Origin of the sequence: Tenacibaculum sp. 190524A05c, from assembly GCF_964036595.1 — a bacterium.
Classification (GTDB): Bacteria; Bacteroidota; Bacteroidia; order Flavobacteriales; family Flavobacteriaceae; genus Polaribacter; species Polaribacter platacis.
Window position 1 is genome coordinate 3424422 of sequence record NZ_OZ038523.1, and the last position, 19813, is coordinate 3444234.

The window sequence follows — 19813 nt, forward strand, 5'->3', positions numbered from 1 at the left end:
CTATGAAATTGAGAACTATTATTGTCGAAGATGAACAAATAAGCAGAGAAATATTAAGTAATTATATTGGGAAATATTGCCCAAATATTGAGCTTTTAGGAGAAGCTAGTAATATTCAGGAAGCTTACGATTTAATTCAAAAACATGAATTAGATTTAGTGTTTTTGGATGTAGAAATGCCTTTTGGAAACGGTTTCGATTTATTAGAGAAAGTTGAAAACAGAACCTTCGAAACAATTTTTGTAACTGCATACGATCATTATGCAATTGAGGCATTGAATAATCAAGCAACTTATTATTTATTAAAACCAATTTCTATCGATGAATTAATCAAGTCAGTTAGTTTGGTTACAGAAATAAAAGAAAAAGAAGATCAACTTCAGAATACTGTTTTACAACCTAAAACTTCTAAAATAAGTGGTAAAATTACAATTCCATTACAAGATGGTTTTGAAGTTATTAATGTTGAAGAAATTGTTTTCTGTAAAGCAGATGATAACTATACAGAAATCCACTTAGCAAACGCTAAGAAAGTTGTAAGTAAAACGTTAAAACATTTTGAAGAAGTTCTAAAGGAATATCCTTTTGCTAGAATTCATAAATCATTTTTAGTAAATATAAATGCAATTACGAAGTACAAAAAAGGAAAAGGTGGAAGTGTAGAATTGAATAATGGAAAAGAAATTTTGGTATCCGCATCTAAAAAAGGTAATTTATTGGCCTATTTTAAATAAAATCTAATGCCAATTATAAAACCAGTTAGAGGTAAAGAACCTCAAATTCCTGAAGATTGTTTTGTTGCTGAAAATGCTACAATTGTAGGTGAAGTAACCATGGGTAAAGAATGTAGTGTTTGGTTTAATGCAGTTGTTCGTGGTGATGTTCATTTTATAAAAATGGGTGATAAAGTAAATGTTCAAGACGGAGCGGTAATTCATGCTACTTATGAAAAATCTCCAACAACTATTGGAAATAACGTCTCTATCGGTCATAATGCAATAGTTCACGGGTGCACGATTCACGATAATGTTCTTGTAGGAATGGGAAGTATTATTATGGACGATTGTGTTGTTGAAAGTAATACGATTATTGCAGCAGGAGCAGTTGTTACTAAAAACACAAGAGTTGAAAGTGGTAGTATATATGCTGGAGTTCCTGCAAAGAAAGTAAAAGATATTTCTCCTGAACTCACTTCAGGTGAAGTAGACAGAATAGCAAATAATTACGTAAAATACGCCAGTTGGTTTAAATAAAAAGGTCTGATTTCTCAGACCTTTTTTTATTTATTTTGATGCTATTCCACAAGCTTTATTAATTTTTCCAATTTCATCAATAAACTGTTCTAAATCAGTATACATATTCTCAAATAAGTTCAGGTTGTTTAATATATTATCTAAAGGATTAATAATGTTAGCTTCGAATGAAGTTAAGTCATTTGATAAATCATTTAAGATACTTAAACCAGGAATTTGAGGTAAATTAATACGTAAATGTAAAGCTCTTAAAACTGGTTGTAATACCGCGTTCATAGCTTTGTTTAATAAACTCATTACTGGCCCAATAACGTGTAATCCTCCTTTTATAATTTGTTCAACAGAAAAAGAGAAATATACAGTATGCCATCCACATGGGTAAGGTACTTTAACTCCTAAAACTTTTTTATAACATGTTTTTGGATAACCTCCATAAGGAACTCTAATGGTATGACTTAAAACATTTTTTACAGTATTTAAAGAAGCTATTAATGGATTAAGAACATTCATTACAGCATTAATTTGATTTTGAAGACTTCCTAATCCCATAACCAAATGTTTTACATCTTCTGCTTCTTCTTTAGCTTTATCAATTGCATTTAATATCGCTACTTGCTGTGCATCAAATTTTAAAACAGCTGTATCAACAGGTTCAGAAGCACTATCTAACTCGTGTTCTAAACTTGTTTTAATTGTTGAGTTTGGTAAACTATTAATGCATTGTAATGCTCCTCCTAAAGTAGAAGCAAATTGATTTTCTGCATTCATAAGTTTTAAAAGTGCATTATCAATTTGTTTAACCTTAGGTTCAACTTTTCCAATTGCGTTACGAACAGGCGCCACAACAGATTCTACCTTGTTAGAAACTACCAGAGCTTCATCAACAGGTTTTTTAAATACAGAAATTATATTTTTTAATTCCGAAGCTTCTGCCCCAATTTCCGGAATAATTGATACAACTTCTAATAATTCAACCGCCTCATTTAATGCAGAATCTAAGTTTTTTAAATCTGTATTTATTTTTTGAGAAATGGCTAAATCATTATCAATTGTTTGAAGATCTTGATAAATCGTTTTTACATCAGACTCTAATTGAGCTGTATGCGATTCTGTAGTACTAACGTCATGCATTAGCTTGTTAGCTTGTTCTAAGCTAGTTTCAATTACTTGTTCCATAGTAGTAAAGTTTTAAATTGTTTAATAAATTTCAACTTTTATACAATATGGATGTAAAAAAAGGTTTTAAGTGATGGTAAACAGGGTATTAGCGTAATAAAAATAAAACCCGATTCGCAATTGAACCGGGTTTTGATAAAAACCAATTAAATGAATAAATATTCATTCTCCACTATCCTCTGTCAAAATCCATTTCGGATCTATCATGCTTCATTCTTCTATGCTTTCCTCTTCTTTTCATTTTGTGTTTCTTATGAGCTGCAATTTTTTCGAATCGCTCATATTGATCATCATTTAAAATATCTTTCATGTTTGCTTTAAATGCAATCATTTTATCAAGACGAGCCATTTCTCTTTTAAATCGTTCATCCGAACTCAATCTCTTACGATCTTCTTTTTTTTCCTTTTTGTTTTTTCGATGTTCAGATCTATCTGAAATTTTTTCTGCTAATAAAGGCCTGATTTTATTTGCTTGTCTGTCAGAAAGATCTAAGTCTAAAGTCATTTTCTTTAAGGCTAATTCAGTTTTTTGTTCAACTGTAAAATCACTTCCTTTTTTTCGTTTTTGAGCTGATACTGTAAATGATAAACTCAATGCGATCAATGCTACTACTATTTTTTTCATGTTTTGTTTTTTTAAATATTTACTACACCTCTAAGACAGTTGAATTGAGAAAAGGTTTAATTTTTAAATGAAAAAAGTTCTTAATCTGTATTTTAGCGAAAGAAGAAACCATTGAAACCTATTTTGTCAGATGAAAAAAGTAGCATCACTATTGTTGAAACTAGTTGTATTACTCATGAGTTTAGTTGTAGTTTTTTACTTCTGGGGATCAAATGCAACTATGGATAAAGAAGATTACCAAAAACTGTTTACAAACAATTATGAACAAGATTTTGATAATGATTCAATTTTTTCAATTGTTACCTACAATATTGGTTATTTGAGCGGTATGACAAATAACACGACTAAAGCAAGACCAAAAGAATTGTTTGATCGTAATTTATCTCATGTAAAAAAAGAGTTTCAGCAGCTGAATCCAGATGTTATTGCTTTTCAAGAAATCGATTATGGTGCTAAGCGTTCTTACCTTATTAATCAAGAAGAAGAACTTTCTAAATTAGGTTATAATCACGTGGCTAGAACTGTAAATTGGGATAAAAAATATGTGCCTTTTCCGTATTTTCCACCTTCAGCTCATTTTGGAAAAGTAGTTTCTGGTCAATCTATTTTAAGTAAGTTCCCTATTAAGAACCATGAACGAGTTGTATTGGAAAGAGTAGAAAATACTCCTTTTTATAAAAATGCCTTTTATTTAGATCGACTTTTACAAATTGTAAAGCTAGAGATTAAGGGAAAAGAGGTAGTAGTGATGAATGTACATTTAGAAGCATTTGATAAGGAAACTCGAGTGAAACAGCTTAAAGTAGTAGTGCAAAAGTTTCTTGAGTACGGACAATCAAACCCAACTATTTTATTAGGAGATTTTAATAGTGATCCAAACTTTGAAGATCCTGCAATAGCGCAAGTATTAAATTTAGAGAATATTGGAAATGCTGCATTTTCAGAGAATGGTTTTGCAAATACTTTTGATTCAAAAAAACCATATAAAAGGTTAGATTACATCTTCTATACAAAGAATTTTATTTCCTATGTCGATGGTAGGGTTTTGTCAGAATTTGCGCAGTCTTCAGACCATTTACCAGTAAGTATGAAATTCATGTTGAAATAATTTTTTTCAAAAAAAAGGTTAAAAATTTGGATATTAAATTTTTATAAACAAATATTTGCAGACGTAAAGTTCAAACACTTATCGATTTAATGTTATCAAGAAAGGTGGAGGGAATAGACCCTATGAAACCTTAGCAACCCTTGGTTAGACTGAACTCTTTTCAGTATTTCAAAGAAGGTGCTAAATTCTACCCTAAAAATTTTGGGATAGATAACAACAGAAGTTTTTCGTATTTCTTACGAAATATAAATTTCTATAAATTCTTAATAACATTTTTCTATAAGCATCATCGTAAAAGATGTGTTTTGACTTTTGGTTTAATTATTAATTATTTCAAAAAGAAGAAAAATGAGTACGCAAAAATTTGAAACTTTAGCATTACATGCAGGACACGATGTTCAACAAACCTTAGGAACAAGAGCAGTTCCAATTTATCAATCTAGCTCTTATGTGTTCAACAACTCAGACCATGCAGCAAATCTATTTTCATTAAAAGAATTAGGATTTATTTACACCCGTCTGAACAATCCAACAAACCAGATATTACAAGATCGCTTAGCTGCCTTAGAAGGTGGTGTTGGAGCTGTAGTATTTGCTTCGGGAACTGCTGCAATTTCAACAGGATTATTAACATTATTAAAGGCCGGAGATCATATTGTCGCATCTAGTAGCTTGTACGGAGGAACGTATAATTTATTAAAAGTTACCTTACCAAGATTAGGAATTACAACCACATTTGTAGATGCATCAAATCCAGAGAACTTTAAGGAAGCTGTTCAGGAAAATACGAGAGCTTTCTTTGTTGAATCGTTAGGAAATCCAAAGCTTGATGTATTAGATTTAGAAGGAATTGCTGAGGTTTCTAAGGCGGCAAAAGTTCCGTTTATTGTTGACAATACCGTGGCAACGCCATCATTATTGAATCCATTAAAACACGGAGCGAATATTGTAATTCATTCACTTACAAAATATATTGGCGGACAAGGTAACTCTTTAGGAGGAGTAATTATCGACGGTGGAAATTTTGATTGGGATAATGGAAAGTTTCCCGAGTTTACAGAACCATCTGCAGGATATCACGGATTAAAATATTACGAAACACTTGGGCAATTATCATTCACTTTTAAATTAATTCTTGAAGGATTAAGAGATTTTGGAGGAGCGTTAAGTCCAACAAATGCATTCCAAATTATTCAAGGTTTAGAAACGCTAGGTGTTCGAATCAAGCAACATAGTGAAAACGCGTTAGCTTTAGCAAAATGGTTAGAGCAGCAAGAAGAAGTTGCTTGGGTAAATTATCCTGGATTAGAAAGCAGTCCATATAAAAAATTAGCAGATAAATATTTACCGAAAGGTCAAAGTGGAATTGTAACCTTTGGTGTAAAAGGAGGATATGAAAGCGCGAAAACAGTTGCTGACAATACGGAACTATTCTCATTACTTGCCAATATCGGAGACACAAAATCTTTAATCATTCATCCAGCGAGTACAACTCATCAGCAATTAACAGATGAAGAACAAGAAGCTTCTGGAGTTACTAAAGATTTAATTCGATTATCAGTTGGTATTGAAAATCTTGAAGATTTAAAACTAGATCTACAAGAAGCATTTGCCAAAATTCCAAAATCAGTTTTAGCGTAATACGGTGAAAAACAATTTATCTCATATAAATATTCTTAGTTATGTTACTGAGAGTGGTACTCAGTTCTCTGATATACGATTAAGTTATCAATTATTTGGAAGAGAATTGGGTACTGCACCGGTAATTCTAGTAAATCATGCGCTAACAGGAAATAGCAATGTTGCTGGAGATTCTGGATGGTGGAAAGATATTATTGGAGTCGATAAAGTTATTGATATCAATTCATATTCTATTCTTTGTTTTAATATTCCAGGAAATGGTTACGATGATTTTTTAATCGACGATTATAAAAGTTTTGTTGCTAGAGATATTGCAAAAATTTTCCTTTTAGGATTAAAAGAGTTAGGAGTTGAGCAATTGTTCGCTTTAGTTGGAGGGTCACTTGGAGGTGGAATTGCTTGGGAAATGGCAGTTTTGCATCCAAATATTACCAAGCATTTAATTCCGATTGCGACAGATTGGAAATCTACAGATTGGTTAATTGCGAATTGTCAAATTCAAGAATTATTTCTAACAAATTCAAATAATCCAGTACATGATGCTAGAATGCATGCAATGTTGTGTTACAGAACTCCTGAGTCATTTAAGCAACGTTTTCATCGAAGTAAAAATGAGGAATCAACTTTGTTTAATGTAGAAAGTTGGTTGTTGCATCACGGAAAAAAATTACAAGAAAGATATCAGTTAGCTTCTTATAAATTGATGAATCAATTATTGAAAACGATTGATGTTACGAATGGAAATAATGATGAGGATAAGCTTTTAAATATCAATGCTGAAATTCACATCATAGGAGTAGATTCTGACTTGTTTTTTACCGCAGAAGAGAATAGAGAAACGTTTAAAGAATTAGCCCAGAACAATGCTAATGTAACGTATAATGAGATTAATTCGGTACACGGGCATGATGCGTTTTTAATCGAATACGATCAGTTAGAAAACATATTTACACCAATATTTAACGAGAACGAAAAGACTAAAAAAATGAAGGTTTTAAAGTTTGGAGGGAAGTCATTATCAAACGAAGGAATATCAAAAGTCATAGATATTATTGAAAGTAAGATTGATAGTGGTGATAGAATTACAGTAGTGGTTTCTGCAAGAGGAAACGCTACTAATGAATTAGAATCAATATTACAGAAAGCTTCTTCAAGTGAAGTATATCAAGAACAATTAGAGGCGTTTAAATTAAGTCAAAGACAAATTACTCCGTTATTAGATTTTAGTGCAGAGTTTAATAAACTAGAGAAGTTGCTAGAAGGGGTTAGCTTGTTGGAAGATTTTAGTACAAAAGTAAAAGATGAAGTATTAGCTCAAGGTGAATTAATTGCCATAAAAACGGTAACCGAGTTATTACAACAGAGAGGTATAAATGCTAATGCTACCGATGCTCGTCTATTATTAAAAACAGACGAGAGTTTTGGAAATGCACAACCTATAGAAGGAGTTTCTAAAGAAAATATTGTCAACTATTATAAAAAGCATAATGGTACAACAGTAAACGTAGTTTCTGGGTTTATAGGTTCTAACTTAAAGAATGAAACAACAACTTTAGGTCGAAATGGAAGTAATTATACAGCATCATTATTAGCAAATTATTTAGACGCAGATGAATTACAAAACTATACACATGTAGATGGAATATTCACTGCGAATCCTGATTTGGTTTCAGATGCAAAGAAGATAGAAGAATTATCATTTTCTGAAGCGAATGAATTAGCAAATTTTGGTGCGAATATTTTACATGCAAAAACTATCATTCCTTTAATTGAGAAGAATATCAATTTAAGAATCTTAAATACATTCAATCAAAAAGATGAAGGAACTTTAATAACTGCAAAGTCATCAGCAAAAGGAATCAAATCAATTTCTGTTTTAGATAATGTAGCCTTATTAAATTTTGAAGGAAGAGGTTTGTTAGGAAAAGTTGGTGTTGATGCAAGGATATTTAAATCTTTAGGAAGTCATGATATTAGCGTGAGTATTATTTCTCAAGGATCCTCTGAAAGAGGAATTGGATTGGTAGTTGACAAAGAAAAAGCGGAATTGGCTGTTAAAGCATTGAAGCATGAGTTTGAGTATGACTTGCAAACTAAAGATGTAAATCATATTAGTATTGTAAATGATGTAGCAGTAATTTCAATAATTGGTCAGGATTTAAGTGAGTTTCATTTACCATACAATGCGCTTATTCAGAATCAAATAGTTCCGTTATTATTCAACAATACCATTACTGGCAAAAATGTAAGTTTAGTTGTAAAGAAAGAAGAACTTCATAAAGCTGTAAATGTAATACACGGACAAATATTCGGAGTAGCTAAAAAAATTAATATTGCTGTTTTTGGTAAAGGATTAGTAGGAGGAACGTTAATTGAACAAATCATAAAAAGTACGCCTGCAATTTTAGATAGAAGAAAAATTCAACTGAATATTTTCGCAGTTGCAAATTCTAAAAAAGTATTACTTTCTCAACACGGAATAGATGATAATTGGCAAACGGAATTAAATGAAAGTACGATTGAAAGTTCTGTTGATGAGGTTATTGATTTTGCAAAAGCTCATCATTTAGAAAATTTAATTGCTGTTGATAATACTGCGAATCAAGATTTTATAGAGAACTATATTCCATTAGTTGAAAATGGGTTCGATTTAGTTTCATCGAACAAAATAGCGAATACCGTTTCTCATTCTTTTTATAAAAAACTAAGGCAAGTTTTAGAGAATAACAAGAAAACATATCTCTATGAAACTAACGTTGGGGCGGGATTACCTTTAATCGATACAATTAAATTATTACATGATTCTGGAGAAAATATTACCCGAATTAGAGGTGTGTTCTCTGGTTCTCTAAGTTTTATTTTCAATAAATATTCAGAAGAAAACGTTCCATTTGCAACTGTACTGAAAGAAGCAATAGAGAATGGATATACAGAACCGGATCCTAGAGAAGATTTATGTGGTAATGATGTTGCAAGGAAACTTTTGATTTTAGCGAGAGAACTCGATTTAGAAAACGAATTTGAAGACATCCATATTGAGAATTTAATTCCAGAAGAGTTCAGAGATTCAAGTGCATCTGAGTTTATTGATAATTGCGATAAACTAAATGATCATTTCAATAAAATTAAAGATGGTCAGGAAGAAAATCATGTATTACGATATATAGGAGATTTACATGGAGACCTTCAACAAACTAAAGGAAATTTAGATGTAAAACTAGTTTCTGTAGCAGAAAATACTCCTTTAGGAAGTTTAAAAGGATCAGATGCCATATTTGAAATATACACAGAATCTTATGGAGACCAACCGATTGTTATTCAAGGTGCAGGAGCAGGAGCAGAAGTTACAGCAAGAGGTGTTTTCGGAGATATTTTAAGATTAACCAAAAAATAATAAAATGAATATTGAATTATCTAATTATAACAAACATTTAGTTTTTGAAGCTAAAAACCAAACTGGTTATTCATTACTAGTCGGACAAACTGTAGATCATACTCAAGTAAATGCGATTCGTCCGATGGAATTGATGTTAGTGAGTTTAGCAAGTTGTAGTAGTATTGATGTGGTAAAGATTTTAAACAAACAAAAGGTTTTTGATTTTGAGTATAATGTTTCAATTGATGCTTCTAGAGAAGAAGACCAAATCCCATCAATCTTTAAAGAAATTACAATTACTTACAGTTTCGATGGTGAAATAAGTAGTAACAAAGTAAAAAAAGCAACAAATCTAGCATTAGAGAAGTATTGTTCAGTAGCAAAAATTATAGAACAAACTGCCAAGATTAAGTATAAAGTAGTTTTAAATAAGGAGGAAATATGAGCCAGAATTTCGAAACACAAGCGGTAAGAATTCAAACAGAAAGATCTCAGTTTTCTGAGCATTCAACGCCATTATATTTAACATCGAGTTTTATTTTTGATGATGCCGAAGATATGAGAGCTTCCTTTGCGGAAGAAAAACAACGTAATCTATATAGCCGCTTTTCAAACCCAAATATGACTGAGTTTGTAGATAAAATTGTTGCTATGGAAGGAGCAGAGGCTGGTTATGCTTTTGCAACAGGAATGTCTGCGGTGTTCTCAACTTTTGCAGCGTTGTTAAATTCAGGAGATCATATTGTTTCTTCTCGTTCTGTGTTTGGATCTACTCATAGTTTGTTCACAAAATATTTACCAAAATGGAATATTGAAACGAGTTATTTCAAGGTAAATGAAGTAGATAAAGTAGAATCATTAATTCAACCGAATACAAGAATATTATATGCAGAATCACCAACAAATCCTGCTGTTGATGTTTTAGATTTAGAGTTATTATCATCTATTGCAAAAAAGCACAATTTGTTATTGGTTGTCGATAATTGTTTTGCTACACCATACCTTCAAAATCCTATTAAGTTTGGTGCTGATTTGGTAATTCATTCGGCAACTAAGTTAATTGATGGTCAAGGTCGTGTTTTAGGTGGAGTTACAGTGGGAAAAGCTGATTTGGTTAGAGAAATCTATTTGTTTTCTAGAAATACTGGACCTGCAATGTCTCCATTTAACGCTTGGGTACTTTCTAAAAGTTTAGAAACTTTAGCAGTTAGAGCAGATAAACATTGTGAAAATGCATTAAAAGTTGCTCAGTTTTTAGAGAATCATCCAGAAGTGAATTTTGTAAAATACCCGTTTTTGAAATCTCATCCGCAATATGAGGTTGCGAAAAAACAAATGCGTTTAGGAGGTAATATTGTGGCATTCGAAATTAAAGGCGGAGTAGAAGCAGGGAGAAGGTTTTTAGACCGAATTAAGTTATGTTCGTTATCCGCCAATTTAGGAGATAGTAGAACAATTGTTACACATCCTTCATCTACAACTCATAGTAAATTGAGTACAGAAGATCGATTAGAAGTAGGAATTACAGATGGTTTAGTTCGATGTTCGGTAGGGTTGGAATTTGTAGATGATGTAATTGAAGATTTAAACCAAGCTTTGAATAATTAATTAAAAGAAGAAAGTATATATTTGTAATATGCTTTCTAAAAAGACAAAATATGGTATAAAAGCACTCACTTTTATTGCTAGGCAAGAAAAAGGAGTTAAGGTTCAGATAGCTACAATATCTGAAAGTGAAAATATATCACATAAATTTTTAGAAAGTATCTTACTTACCTTAAGAAAAGCAGGCGTTTTAGGAGCCAAAAAAGGAAAAGGAGGCGGATATTATTTATTACAAGAAGCTTCCGAAATTAAAATGACAAAAGTGATTAGAACACTTGAAGGTCCCATTGCAATGGTTCCTTGTGTGAGTCTAAATTTTTATGAAAAGTGTGCTGATTGTCCAGATGAAGACAAATGTTCTGTTCATAAATTAATGATTCAAGTTCGTGATAACACCCTTGATATCCTAAGAAATACAACACTTGCAGACTTAGTATAGATTTTACAAATATTATCATAGTGTTAATTTTTGAACTTTAATTTTGATATTAAATTTAGGAATGTATATTTGTTGAATATTAAAACCTACTAACCCGATAGGGTAAATGTATTTTAATAAAATGATTGTAGAGCAAGTACTAGAAAGTAAAACGAATTATAAAGAAGATAAGGATTCCGAGAAACCTATCAGAAGTATCGTAAAGTCCATAAGCTGGCGTGCTGTAGGAACTTTAGATACGGTATTAATTTCTTGGATCATTACAGGAAAAATAGATACGGCCTTATCAATAGGAGCGATTGAATTAATAACAAAAATGATATTATACTTTTTTCACGAAAGAGTTTGGAATACCATTAAATGGGGTAAAAGATGAGTTTAGAAAAAATAGATATAGTAGAAATCAATAAACAACTGGAAGGAAAGTCTCCAGAGGAAATCATAAAATGGAGTTTGAGTGTTGCTAAAAATCCGGTTATCACTACAAATTTTAGACCTTATGAAAGTGCGATTTTACATCTCGTAGTTTCTCAAAACAAAGATATTCCTGTGGTTTGGTGTGATACAGGTTACAACACGCCTCAAACATATAAGCATGCTGAGGAACTGATTCATAATTTACAGTTGAATGTTCATTTATACGTTCCAAAGCAAACGAGTGCTCATAGAGATGTCGTGTTGGGATTACCAACTATTGATGATCCGAATCATGCAATTTTTACGGAACAAGTAAAATTAGAGCCTTTTAAAAGAGCAATGAATGAACACCAACCAGATGTTTGGTTTACAAATTTGAGAAAAGGTCAAACAGCGTTTAGAGATAGTATAGATATTGTATCTGTAAGTAAAGACGGTATTATCAAAGTTAGTCCGTTTTACAATTTCTCAGATGAAGAATTGGATGCATATCTTGAAAAGTATAACTTACCAAATGAGTTTAAATATTTCGATCCTACAAAGGTTGAAAACAATAGAGAATGTGGTTTACATATTTAAAAAATAGCGTAATGAGTACAAATATATTAAGTGTAGGAGCATTAGAAAGTGAAGCAATATATATTCTTCGTGAAGTAGTAGCGCAGTTTGAAAAACCAGTGTTGTTATTTTCAGGAGGAAAAGACAGTATCACGCTAGTTCGATTGGCACAAAAAGCATTTTACCCAGCAAAAATACCTTTTCCATTATTACACATAGATACAGGACATAATTTCCCTGAGACAATTGAATTCAGGGATAGATTGGTTAAAGAATTAGGTGTGGAATTAATTGTTAGAAATGTACAGGATAATATCGATGCTGGTAAGGTAAAGGAAGAAACTGGAAAATATTCAAGTAGAAATATTTTGCAAACAGAAACTTTATTGGATGCTATTGAAGAGTTCGGATTCGATGCTTGTATTGGAGGAGCAAGAAGAGATGAAGAAAAGGCAAGAGCGAAAGAAAGAATTTTTTCTGTAAGAGACGATTTCGGACAATGGGATGAGAAAAATCAACGTCCAGAATTATTCGACATGTTGAATGGAAGAATCGATTTAGGTCAAAATGTTCGTGTATTTCCAATTTCAAACTGGACAGAGTTAGATGTGTGGACATACATTCAGAAAGAAGCAATTGAAATTCCATCAATTTACTTCGCTCATAAACGTGAAACATTTGTACGTGATGGATTAATCTGGTCTGCGAATGATGAGGTTGTGTATAGAGATGAAGATGAACTAATTGAAGAGCGTACTGTTCGTTTTAGAACAGTTGGAGATATGAGCTGTACGGCTGCTGTGATATCAGATGCGAGTAACATCGATAGAGTTGTTGAAGAAATCAGAGCCTCAAGAATTTCAGAACGAGGTGCAAGAATTGACGACAAGCGATCTGAGGCAGCAATGGAAAAAAGAAAACAGCAAGGATATTTTTAATCAAAACAATAATTAAAGGAGCAAACAGACTGTAGGGGAAAATATTTTGGGGATTATTTATTAACGAACTTGCAGTCTCGGCTCTCTAAATACAATACAAAATGAACGTACTTAAAATAGCAACAGCGGGTAGTGTAGATGATGGGAAAAGTACATTGATTGGAAGAATTTTGTACGACACAAATTCATTAACAGAAGATAAGCTACAAGCAATTGAAGAAAAAAGTAGACAACGCGGATTTGACTATTTAGACTTTTCTCTAGCTACAGATGGTTTGGTTGCTGAAAGAGAACAAGGAATTACTATTGATGTAGCTCATATATATTTTTCAACGGCAAAAACTAGTTTTATCATTGCAGATACTCCTGGTCATATTGAGTATACAAGAAACATGGTGACGGGTGCTTCGAATTCTAAAGCTTCTATCATTTTAGTAGATGCTAGAAACGGAGTTGTAGAGCAAACGTATCGTCATTTCTTTATCAATAATTTATTGCAAGTTAAGGAAGTTGTAGTCGCAGTAAATAAAATGGATTTGGTTGATTATTCAGAAGAAAAGTTCAATCAAATTAAAGGAGAAATTGAATATCTAGCTGAAAAGAGTGATTATAAAAATCAAAAAATAACATTCATTCCAATTTCTGCTTTAAATGGTGATAATGTTGTGAATCCTTCTTCGAATATAGATTGGTACTCGGGTAAAAGTTTACTAGAATATTTGGAAGGACTAAACCTTGAAGAGAAAGAAGATGATGCTCAAGCTCGTTTTCCTGTACAATCTGTAATTAGACCAAAAACAGATGAGTTTCATGATTATAGAGGATATGCAGGAAAATTATACGGAGGGAATTTAGCTGTTGGAGATAAAGTAACTGTGCTACCATCAGCCATTGAATCTACCATAAAAAGTATCAATTTTTTCGATCAAGAATTTAATGAAGTAAAAGGAGGAAGTTCATTTACACTTACTCTTGAAGATGATGTTAATGTGAGCAGAGGAGACATGATTGTGAAGGCAGGAGAAGAACCTCAAATCACAAAACAGTTAGAAGCGACTATTTGTTGGATGGATAAATCACCTTTACAAGCTTCAGATAAATACTATATAAAACATGGTGTAAATGATGCTCAAGTAAAGATTACGAGTCTAGAAAATATAATACATACCGATTTTTCAGGAAAGGATGAAAACCCTTCAAAATTGTCCTTAAATGAAATAGGTAAAGTTCAACTAAAGTTAAGTAAACCATTACTTGTTGATAGTTATAAAGAGAATAAATCGAATGGAGCTTTTATTCTAATTGATCCAAAAACCAATAATACATCCGGAGTAGGTTTTATAAACTAAAAAAATCATGGCAATTATTATTACAGACGAGTGCATCAATTGTGGGGCATGTGAACCTGAATGCCCAAATACAGCGATTTACGAAGGAGCCGAAGACTGGAAATATAGTCAAGGAACGTCCTTAGAAGGAGATATTGAGCTTTTAAATGGAGTGAAGCTAAATGCGGATGATGAACAAGAGCCAATTTCTGATGAATATTATTTCATAGTACCAGATAAATGTACAGAGTGTAAAGGATTTCATGAAGAACCACAGTGCGCAGCGGTTTGTCCTGTTGATTGCTGTGTTCCAGATGAAGATCATGTTGAAACCGAAGAAGAATTATTAAAAAAGCAACAGTTTTTGCATAAGTAAACCATAAAATCATGCAAAGTTTTAGAAGCGAAATAGAGAATCCACTTGTAGAAAAAGATATTCTAGAATTGGAAAGAAAAATCCGCCTGTTTAAAGAAGGTCAAGTTGATGAAGAACGATTTAGAAGTCTTCGTTTAGCACGCGGTGTTTACGGACAAAGACAGCTAGGTGTGCAAATGGTTCGTATTAAAATACCATATGGTAAAGTTACGAGTGAACAATTGCATAGAATTGCTGATGTTTCTGATGAATATTCTAGGGGTAGATTACATATTACCACACGTCAAGATATTCAAATCCATTATGTGAGTTTAGATAGAACTCCTGAATTATGGGCGCAATTAGAAAAGGATGATATTACATTACGTGAAGCTTGTGGTAATGCAGTTAGAAATGTTACAGCATCTGAAACTGCAGGAATAGATCCTAATGAACCTTTTGATATTACTCCCTATGCACATGCTACATTTCAGTTTTTCTTGAGAAATCCTATTTGTCAAGAAATGGGTAGAAAGTTTAAGATGTCATTCTCTTCTACTGATGATGATACGGCTTTAAGTTTTATGCACGATTTAGGTTTTATTGCAAAAACTAAAAAGATTGGAGATACAGAAGTTAAAGGGTTTAAGGTGTTGTTAGCAGGAGGATTAGGTTCTCAGCCAAGACATGCAGATGTAATGTATGAATTCTTAGAAACAGATTTGTTAATACCAACTATTGAAGGTGTATTAAGAGTTTTTGATCGTTTTGGTGAACGTTCAAAAAGAGCAAAGGCACGTTTGAAATTCTTGGTTAAAGATTTAGGCTTAGACGGATTTTTAACTTTAGTTGAAAATGAGAAAAGAGCATTAGCATATCAATCTTATCCAATTGATACATCAGATTTTGAAAGTGAAATTACTTTTGAATCAACAGAAGTTCCAACTGTTCAAATAGATAATCAACAGGATTTTGAATTATGGAAATCTACAAACGTAATTAAACAAAAACAAGAAGGATTATTTGCAGTGGGTATTAAAGTACACTTAGGTGATTTTTATACTGATAAGGCTAGAAAGTTGGCAGATCTGATAAAACAATATGCAGCAAATGAATTGAGGTTTACATTGCGTCAAAATATCTTGATTCGCCATGTTAGAGAGGAGTTTTTACCTTTTTTCTATACAGAATTACAAAAGTTAGGATTTGCAGAAGCAGGTTATGATAGCATTGCAGATATCACTGCATGTCCTGGAACAGATACTTGTAATTTAGGAATTTCAAGTAGTACAGGAATCGCAGTAGAATTGGAAAGAGTATTGAAAGCAGAATATCCTCAATACATCAGCAATAAAGATGTTACCATTAAAATTAGCGGATGTATGAATGCTTGTGGACAACACAATATGGCTCATATTGGTTTCCAAGGAATGTCAATTAAATCTGGAAATTTAGTTGCACCAGCATTACAAGTTTTATTGGGTGGTGGAGTTCTAGGAAATGGTGAAGGTCGTTTTTCAGATAAGTTGATTAAAGTTCCGAGTAAAAGAGGTCCAGAATCATTACGTCTGTTATTGAATGATTTTGACACAAATAAGAACGTTGAAGAATCATTTTTGAACTATTATGATAGACAAGGAAAGACTTATTTCTATGACTTATTAAAGCACCTTTCAGATACCACAAATTTAGTTGAAGACGACTTTATCGATTGGGGACATGATAAAAATTATGTAAAAGCAATTGGTGTTGGAGAATGCGCAGGTGTAGTAATTGATTTAGTAGCAACATTATTATTTGAAAGTGAGGAAAAATTAGATAATGCTACCGAAGCTTTTGAAAATGGACAATGGTCAGATAGTATTTATTATGCATATTCAGCTTTTGTAAATACAGCGAAAGCATTATTAACTTCTGAAGGAGTTAAAACGAATACTCATGATGGAATTATTAATAATTTTCAAGAGACATTTGTAGCTACAAATAGGATTGAATTATCCGAAAATTTCCCTGCTCTAATTTATCAAATTAATAAAAATAAGCCTTCTAAAGAGTTTGCTTACAATTATTTAAATCAGACAAAAGGTTTTTATCAAAAAATAGATACATTTAGAAAATTAGTAGTGGAAAATTAAAATTTTACCGTCATGATTACACCTAAATTAACCATAGTTGGAGCTGGTCCTGGAGATGCAGATTTGATCACAATTAAAGCGATAAAAACATTAAATGAGGCTAATGTAGTTTTATATGATGCATTAGTAAATCCTGATTTATTAGATCATGTAAATCCAAATGCCGAATTGATTTTCGTAGGAAAAAGAAGAGGATGTTATCGTTATCAGCAAGAACAAATAAATGAGTTAATTGTTGCAAGAGGTAAATCCCATGGTCATGTGGTAAGATTAAAAGGAGGAGATCCATTTGTATTTGGTAGAGGAGCAGAAGAAATGGAGTATGCTGCTGAAAATGGTTTACAAGTGGCTATGGTTCCTGGTATTTCATCATCACTTGCAGTTCCTGCATATCAAAATATTCCTTTAACTAAAAGAGGGAGTTCTGAAAGTTTTTGGGTAATTACGGGAACTACAAAACATCACAAATTGTCTGATGATGTGGCTTTGGCTGCAAAATCAAGTGCTACGGTGGTAATTTTAATGGGAATGGGAAAGTTATCTCAAATTGTACAACTTTTTCAAGCAGAAGGTAAAAATGAATTACCAGTAGCAATAATTCAAGATGGAACAACAACAAGAGAGAAAATTGGAATAGGAACTGTGGATACTATTGAAGCTATTGTCGAAGAAAAGCAGTTAAGCAATCCAGCTATAATAATCCTTGGTGACGTTGTAAAACACAGAAATAAAATACTAGAAATACAACAAGAGGTTTTAGTAAAATCTGAATAAGATGAGTGAAGAAAGAAATAATTTATATCCTATTTTTTTAAAAGTAAAACAATTAGAAGTTTTAATTGTGGGAGGTGGAAATGTAGCGGAAGAAAAGCTAACCTTTCTTTTAAAATCTAGTCCAGATGCCAAAGTAACGATAGTATCTCCAATGTTTAGAGAAGGAACTATTGAATTGGCGAAAACAGGAGCTGTTACCTTAATCGAAGATTCTTATAAAACATCTTATTTGAATGGTAAACATATGGTGATTGCTACAACAGATAAGCCTGAAGTAAATGTTCAGGTATATATGGATTGTCGAGAGCAACAGAAATTAGTGAACGTAGCTGACAATCCTCCATTTTGTGATTTTTATATGGGTGGAATTGTAACTAAAGGAAATGTAAAAATTGCAATTTCCACAAATGGAAAATCACCAACAACAGCGAAAAGATTACGTCAGTTTTTTGAAGAAGTAATTCCAGATAAAATTGACGATTTGGTTAAAAACCTAAACGATTATAGAAAAACAATAAAAGGAAACTTTGAACAAAAAGTAGAACAACTAAACGAGTTCACAAAGAGCTTAGTAGAAAAGCAAGAGTAATGATAGAGACAGATATACTGATTATTGGAGCAGGTCCAACAGGTTTATTTACAGTTTTTGAAGCAGGATTATTAAAATTGCGTTGTCATTTAATAGACGCATTACCACAACCAGGTGGACAATGTTCGGAGATTTATCCTAAAAAACCAATTTATGATATTCCGGCATATCCAGAGATTTTAGCTGGAGATTTAACGCATAAATTATTAGAACAAGGAAAACAGTTTCAACCTGGATTTACCTTAGGAGAACGTGCTGAAACGATCGAGAAACAAGATGATGGTAGTTTTATTGTAACTACAAATAAAGGAACAAAACATAAAGCTCCAGTTGTTGCAATCGCAGGAGGATTAGGAAGTTTTGAACCAAGAAAACCTCAAATAGATAATTTAGCTCAATTCGAAGATAAAGGGGTTGAATATATGATTAAAGAGCCTGAACTGTATCGCGATAAAGATGTTGTAATTGCAGGAGGTGGAGATTCAGCTTTAGATTGGTCTATTTTCTTGGCTGATGTAGCAAAGTCAATTACTTTAATTCATAGACGAAATGAATTTAGAGGAGCCTTAGATTCAGTGGAAAAAGTTCAAGAGCTTAAAAACTTAGGCAAGATTAATTTGATTACTCCGGCTGAGGTTAAAGGAATTCTTGGAGATGATCATGTAACTGGAGTTGTGGTTGAGCAAAAAGATAAGGAACCGTTTATTTTAGATACAGATCATTTTATTCCATTATTCGGTTTGGCACCGAAACTAGGTCCAATAGGAAACTGGGGATTAGAAATAGAGAAGAATGCTATTAAAGTGGATAATTCACTAGACTATCAAACAAATATTCCTGGAATTTATGCCATTGGAGATGTAAATACATATCCAGGGAAATTAAAGTTAATTTTATGTGGATTCCATGAAGCAACTTTAATGTGTCAAAGTGCATATAAAAGAATTTTTCCAGACAAGAAGTATGTAATGAAATATACAACTGTAGGAGGAGTTCAAGGATTTGATGGAACTAAAAAAGAAGCGCCAAAAGCAGTGGTTAAAGCTATTGAGTAATGGAGCAAGATGTTAATATAAAAATTAAAGACCGCGACGGTGTAATTCATGAGGTAGTTGCTCCGACAGATATGGCAATGAATCTAATGGAAGTAGTACGTTCTTATGAACTTGCTCCAGAAGGAACAATTGGAATTTGTGGAGGAATGGCCATGTGTGCATCTTGTCAATGTTATGTGAATTCTAGCCATGAACTACCTGAAATGACAGATGACGAAGATGCCATGTTAGCAGAAGCATTTGATGTACAGGATAATAGTAGATTGGGTTGTCAAATTCAAATTACACCAGCATTAGAAGGGTTAGAAGTTGAATTAGCCCCAGAGAGTTAAAGCTGAATTTATTTCAGTATTTAAATGAACTCGTTTCAGTATCCTAAGGAACTTGTTTCAATATATAAATGGAATTAATTCAGTATCTTATACAATAGATTAATATCAA

The 19813-nt window shown here is 32.3% G+C and carries 20 protein-coding genes and 1 riboswitch; of the genes, 18 read left to right on the forward strand and 2 right to left on the reverse strand.

The window, feature by feature from the left end; translation table 11 throughout:
- Positions 1–2 precede the first annotated feature (2 nt).
- Positions 3–734, forward strand: coding sequence for a LytTR family DNA-binding domain-containing protein (locus tag ABNT61_RS15265; protein ID WP_348743838.1), 732 nt, complete (start codon positions 3–5; stop codon positions 732–734).
- 6 nt (positions 735–740) lie between these two features.
- Complete coding sequence (locus tag ABNT61_RS15270; RefSeq protein WP_348722773.1) at positions 741–1253, forward strand: gamma carbonic anhydrase family protein; 513 nt, start codon at positions 741–743, stop codon at positions 1251–1253.
- A 30-nt stretch (positions 1254–1283) separates the two neighbouring features.
- Here the strand turns inward: ABNT61_RS15270 and ABNT61_RS15275 are convergent, their stop codons facing one another.
- Entirely contained in the window at positions 1284–2429 is a 1146-nt protein-coding gene (locus ABNT61_RS15275; protein ID WP_348743839.1) for a hypothetical protein, read from the reverse strand.
- 172 nt (positions 2430–2601) lie between these two features.
- The gene (locus tag ABNT61_RS15280; RefSeq protein WP_348743840.1) at positions 2602–3054 is read right to left on the reverse strand and encodes a hypothetical protein; all 453 of its coding nucleotides are present in this window, start codon (positions 3052–3054) and stop codon (positions 2602–2604) included.
- A gap of 130 nt (positions 3055–3184) precedes the next feature.
- Between ABNT61_RS15280 and ABNT61_RS15285 the strand changes: the two genes are divergently transcribed.
- The 16 genes from ABNT61_RS15285 (at position 3185) to ABNT61_RS15360 (ending at position 19704) form a co-directional block, all read left to right on the forward strand.
- Positions 3185–4162 carry an endonuclease/exonuclease/phosphatase family protein gene (locus tag ABNT61_RS15285; protein WP_348743841.1) on the forward strand — a complete coding sequence of 326 codons (978 nt, stop codon included), beginning with the start codon at positions 3185–3187 and terminating at the stop codon, positions 4160–4162.
- Positions 4163–4251: 89 nt separating this feature from the next.
- Positions 4252–4379, forward strand: a riboswitch (SAM riboswitch).
- A 131-nt stretch (positions 4380–4510) separates the two neighbouring features.
- Complete coding sequence (locus tag ABNT61_RS15290) at positions 4511–5803, forward strand: O-acetylhomoserine aminocarboxypropyltransferase/cysteine synthase family protein (RefSeq protein ID WP_348743842.1); 1293 nt, start codon at positions 4511–4513, stop codon at positions 5801–5803.
- 4 nt (positions 5804–5807) lie between these two features.
- A complete protein-coding gene (gene thrA, locus ABNT61_RS15295; protein WP_348743843.1) occupies positions 5808–9197 on the forward strand; it encodes a bifunctional aspartate kinase/homoserine dehydrogenase I in 3390 nt (1129 codons plus the stop codon).
- Between the two features lie 4 nt (positions 9198–9201).
- A complete protein-coding gene (locus ABNT61_RS15300; RefSeq protein ID WP_348722765.1) occupies positions 9202–9624 on the forward strand; it encodes an OsmC family protein in 423 nt (140 codons plus the stop codon).
- Entirely contained in the window at positions 9621–10787 is a 1167-nt protein-coding gene (locus tag ABNT61_RS15305; RefSeq protein WP_348743844.1) for a trans-sulfuration enzyme family protein, read from the forward strand. The genes ABNT61_RS15300 and ABNT61_RS15305 overlap by 4 nt, the downstream gene beginning before the upstream one ends.
- A 28-nt stretch (positions 10788–10815) precedes the next feature.
- Entirely contained in the window at positions 10816–11223 is a 408-nt protein-coding gene (locus ABNT61_RS15310) for an Rrf2 family transcriptional regulator (RefSeq protein WP_348743845.1), read from the forward strand.
- A gap of 121 nt (positions 11224–11344) precedes the next feature.
- Positions 11345–11599, forward strand: a complete 255-nt coding sequence (locus ABNT61_RS15315) for a DUF2061 domain-containing protein (protein WP_348711326.1) — start codon at positions 11345–11347, stop codon at positions 11597–11599.
- Positions 11596–12219, forward strand: coding sequence for a phosphoadenosine phosphosulfate reductase family protein (locus tag ABNT61_RS15320; RefSeq protein WP_348740772.1), 624 nt, complete (start codon positions 11596–11598; stop codon positions 12217–12219). Before ABNT61_RS15315 ends, ABNT61_RS15320 begins: the two co-directional genes overlap by 4 nt.
- Positions 12220–12230: 11 nt before the next feature.
- Complete coding sequence (gene cysD, locus ABNT61_RS15325) at positions 12231–13136, forward strand: sulfate adenylyltransferase subunit CysD (protein ID WP_348722760.1); 906 nt, start codon at positions 12231–12233, stop codon at positions 13134–13136.
- 101 nt (positions 13137–13237) lie between these two features.
- Positions 13238–14485, forward strand: coding sequence for a sulfate adenylyltransferase subunit 1 (locus tag ABNT61_RS15330; RefSeq protein WP_348743846.1), 1248 nt, complete (start codon positions 13238–13240; stop codon positions 14483–14485).
- 7 nt (positions 14486–14492) lie between these two features.
- Positions 14493–14840, forward strand: a complete 348-nt coding sequence (locus ABNT61_RS15335) for a 4Fe-4S dicluster domain-containing protein (RefSeq protein WP_348709921.1) — start codon at positions 14493–14495, stop codon at positions 14838–14840.
- 11 nt (positions 14841–14851) lie between these two features.
- Positions 14852–16954, forward strand: a complete 2103-nt coding sequence (locus ABNT61_RS15340) for a HEPN domain-containing protein (protein WP_348743847.1) — start codon at positions 14852–14854, stop codon at positions 16952–16954.
- A gap of 12 nt (positions 16955–16966) precedes the next feature.
- Positions 16967–17728 (forward strand): uroporphyrinogen-III C-methyltransferase, encoded by a 762-nt coding sequence (cobA, locus tag ABNT61_RS15345; protein ID WP_348743848.1) that lies wholly within the window; start codon positions 16967–16969, stop codon positions 17726–17728.
- Between the two features lies 1 nt (position 17729).
- Positions 17730–18317, forward strand: coding sequence for a bifunctional precorrin-2 dehydrogenase/sirohydrochlorin ferrochelatase (locus ABNT61_RS15350; RefSeq protein ID WP_348743849.1), 588 nt, complete (start codon positions 17730–17732; stop codon positions 18315–18317).
- Positions 18317–19372 (forward strand): NAD(P)/FAD-dependent oxidoreductase, encoded by a 1056-nt coding sequence (locus ABNT61_RS15355; protein WP_348743850.1) that lies wholly within the window; start codon positions 18317–18319, stop codon positions 19370–19372. Before ABNT61_RS15350 ends, ABNT61_RS15355 begins: the two co-directional genes overlap by 1 nt.
- Positions 19372–19704, forward strand: coding sequence for a ferredoxin (locus ABNT61_RS15360; RefSeq protein WP_348709914.1), 333 nt, complete (start codon positions 19372–19374; stop codon positions 19702–19704). Before ABNT61_RS15355 ends, ABNT61_RS15360 begins: the two co-directional genes overlap by 1 nt.
- The last annotated feature ends 109 nt before the right edge of the window (positions 19705–19813 follow it).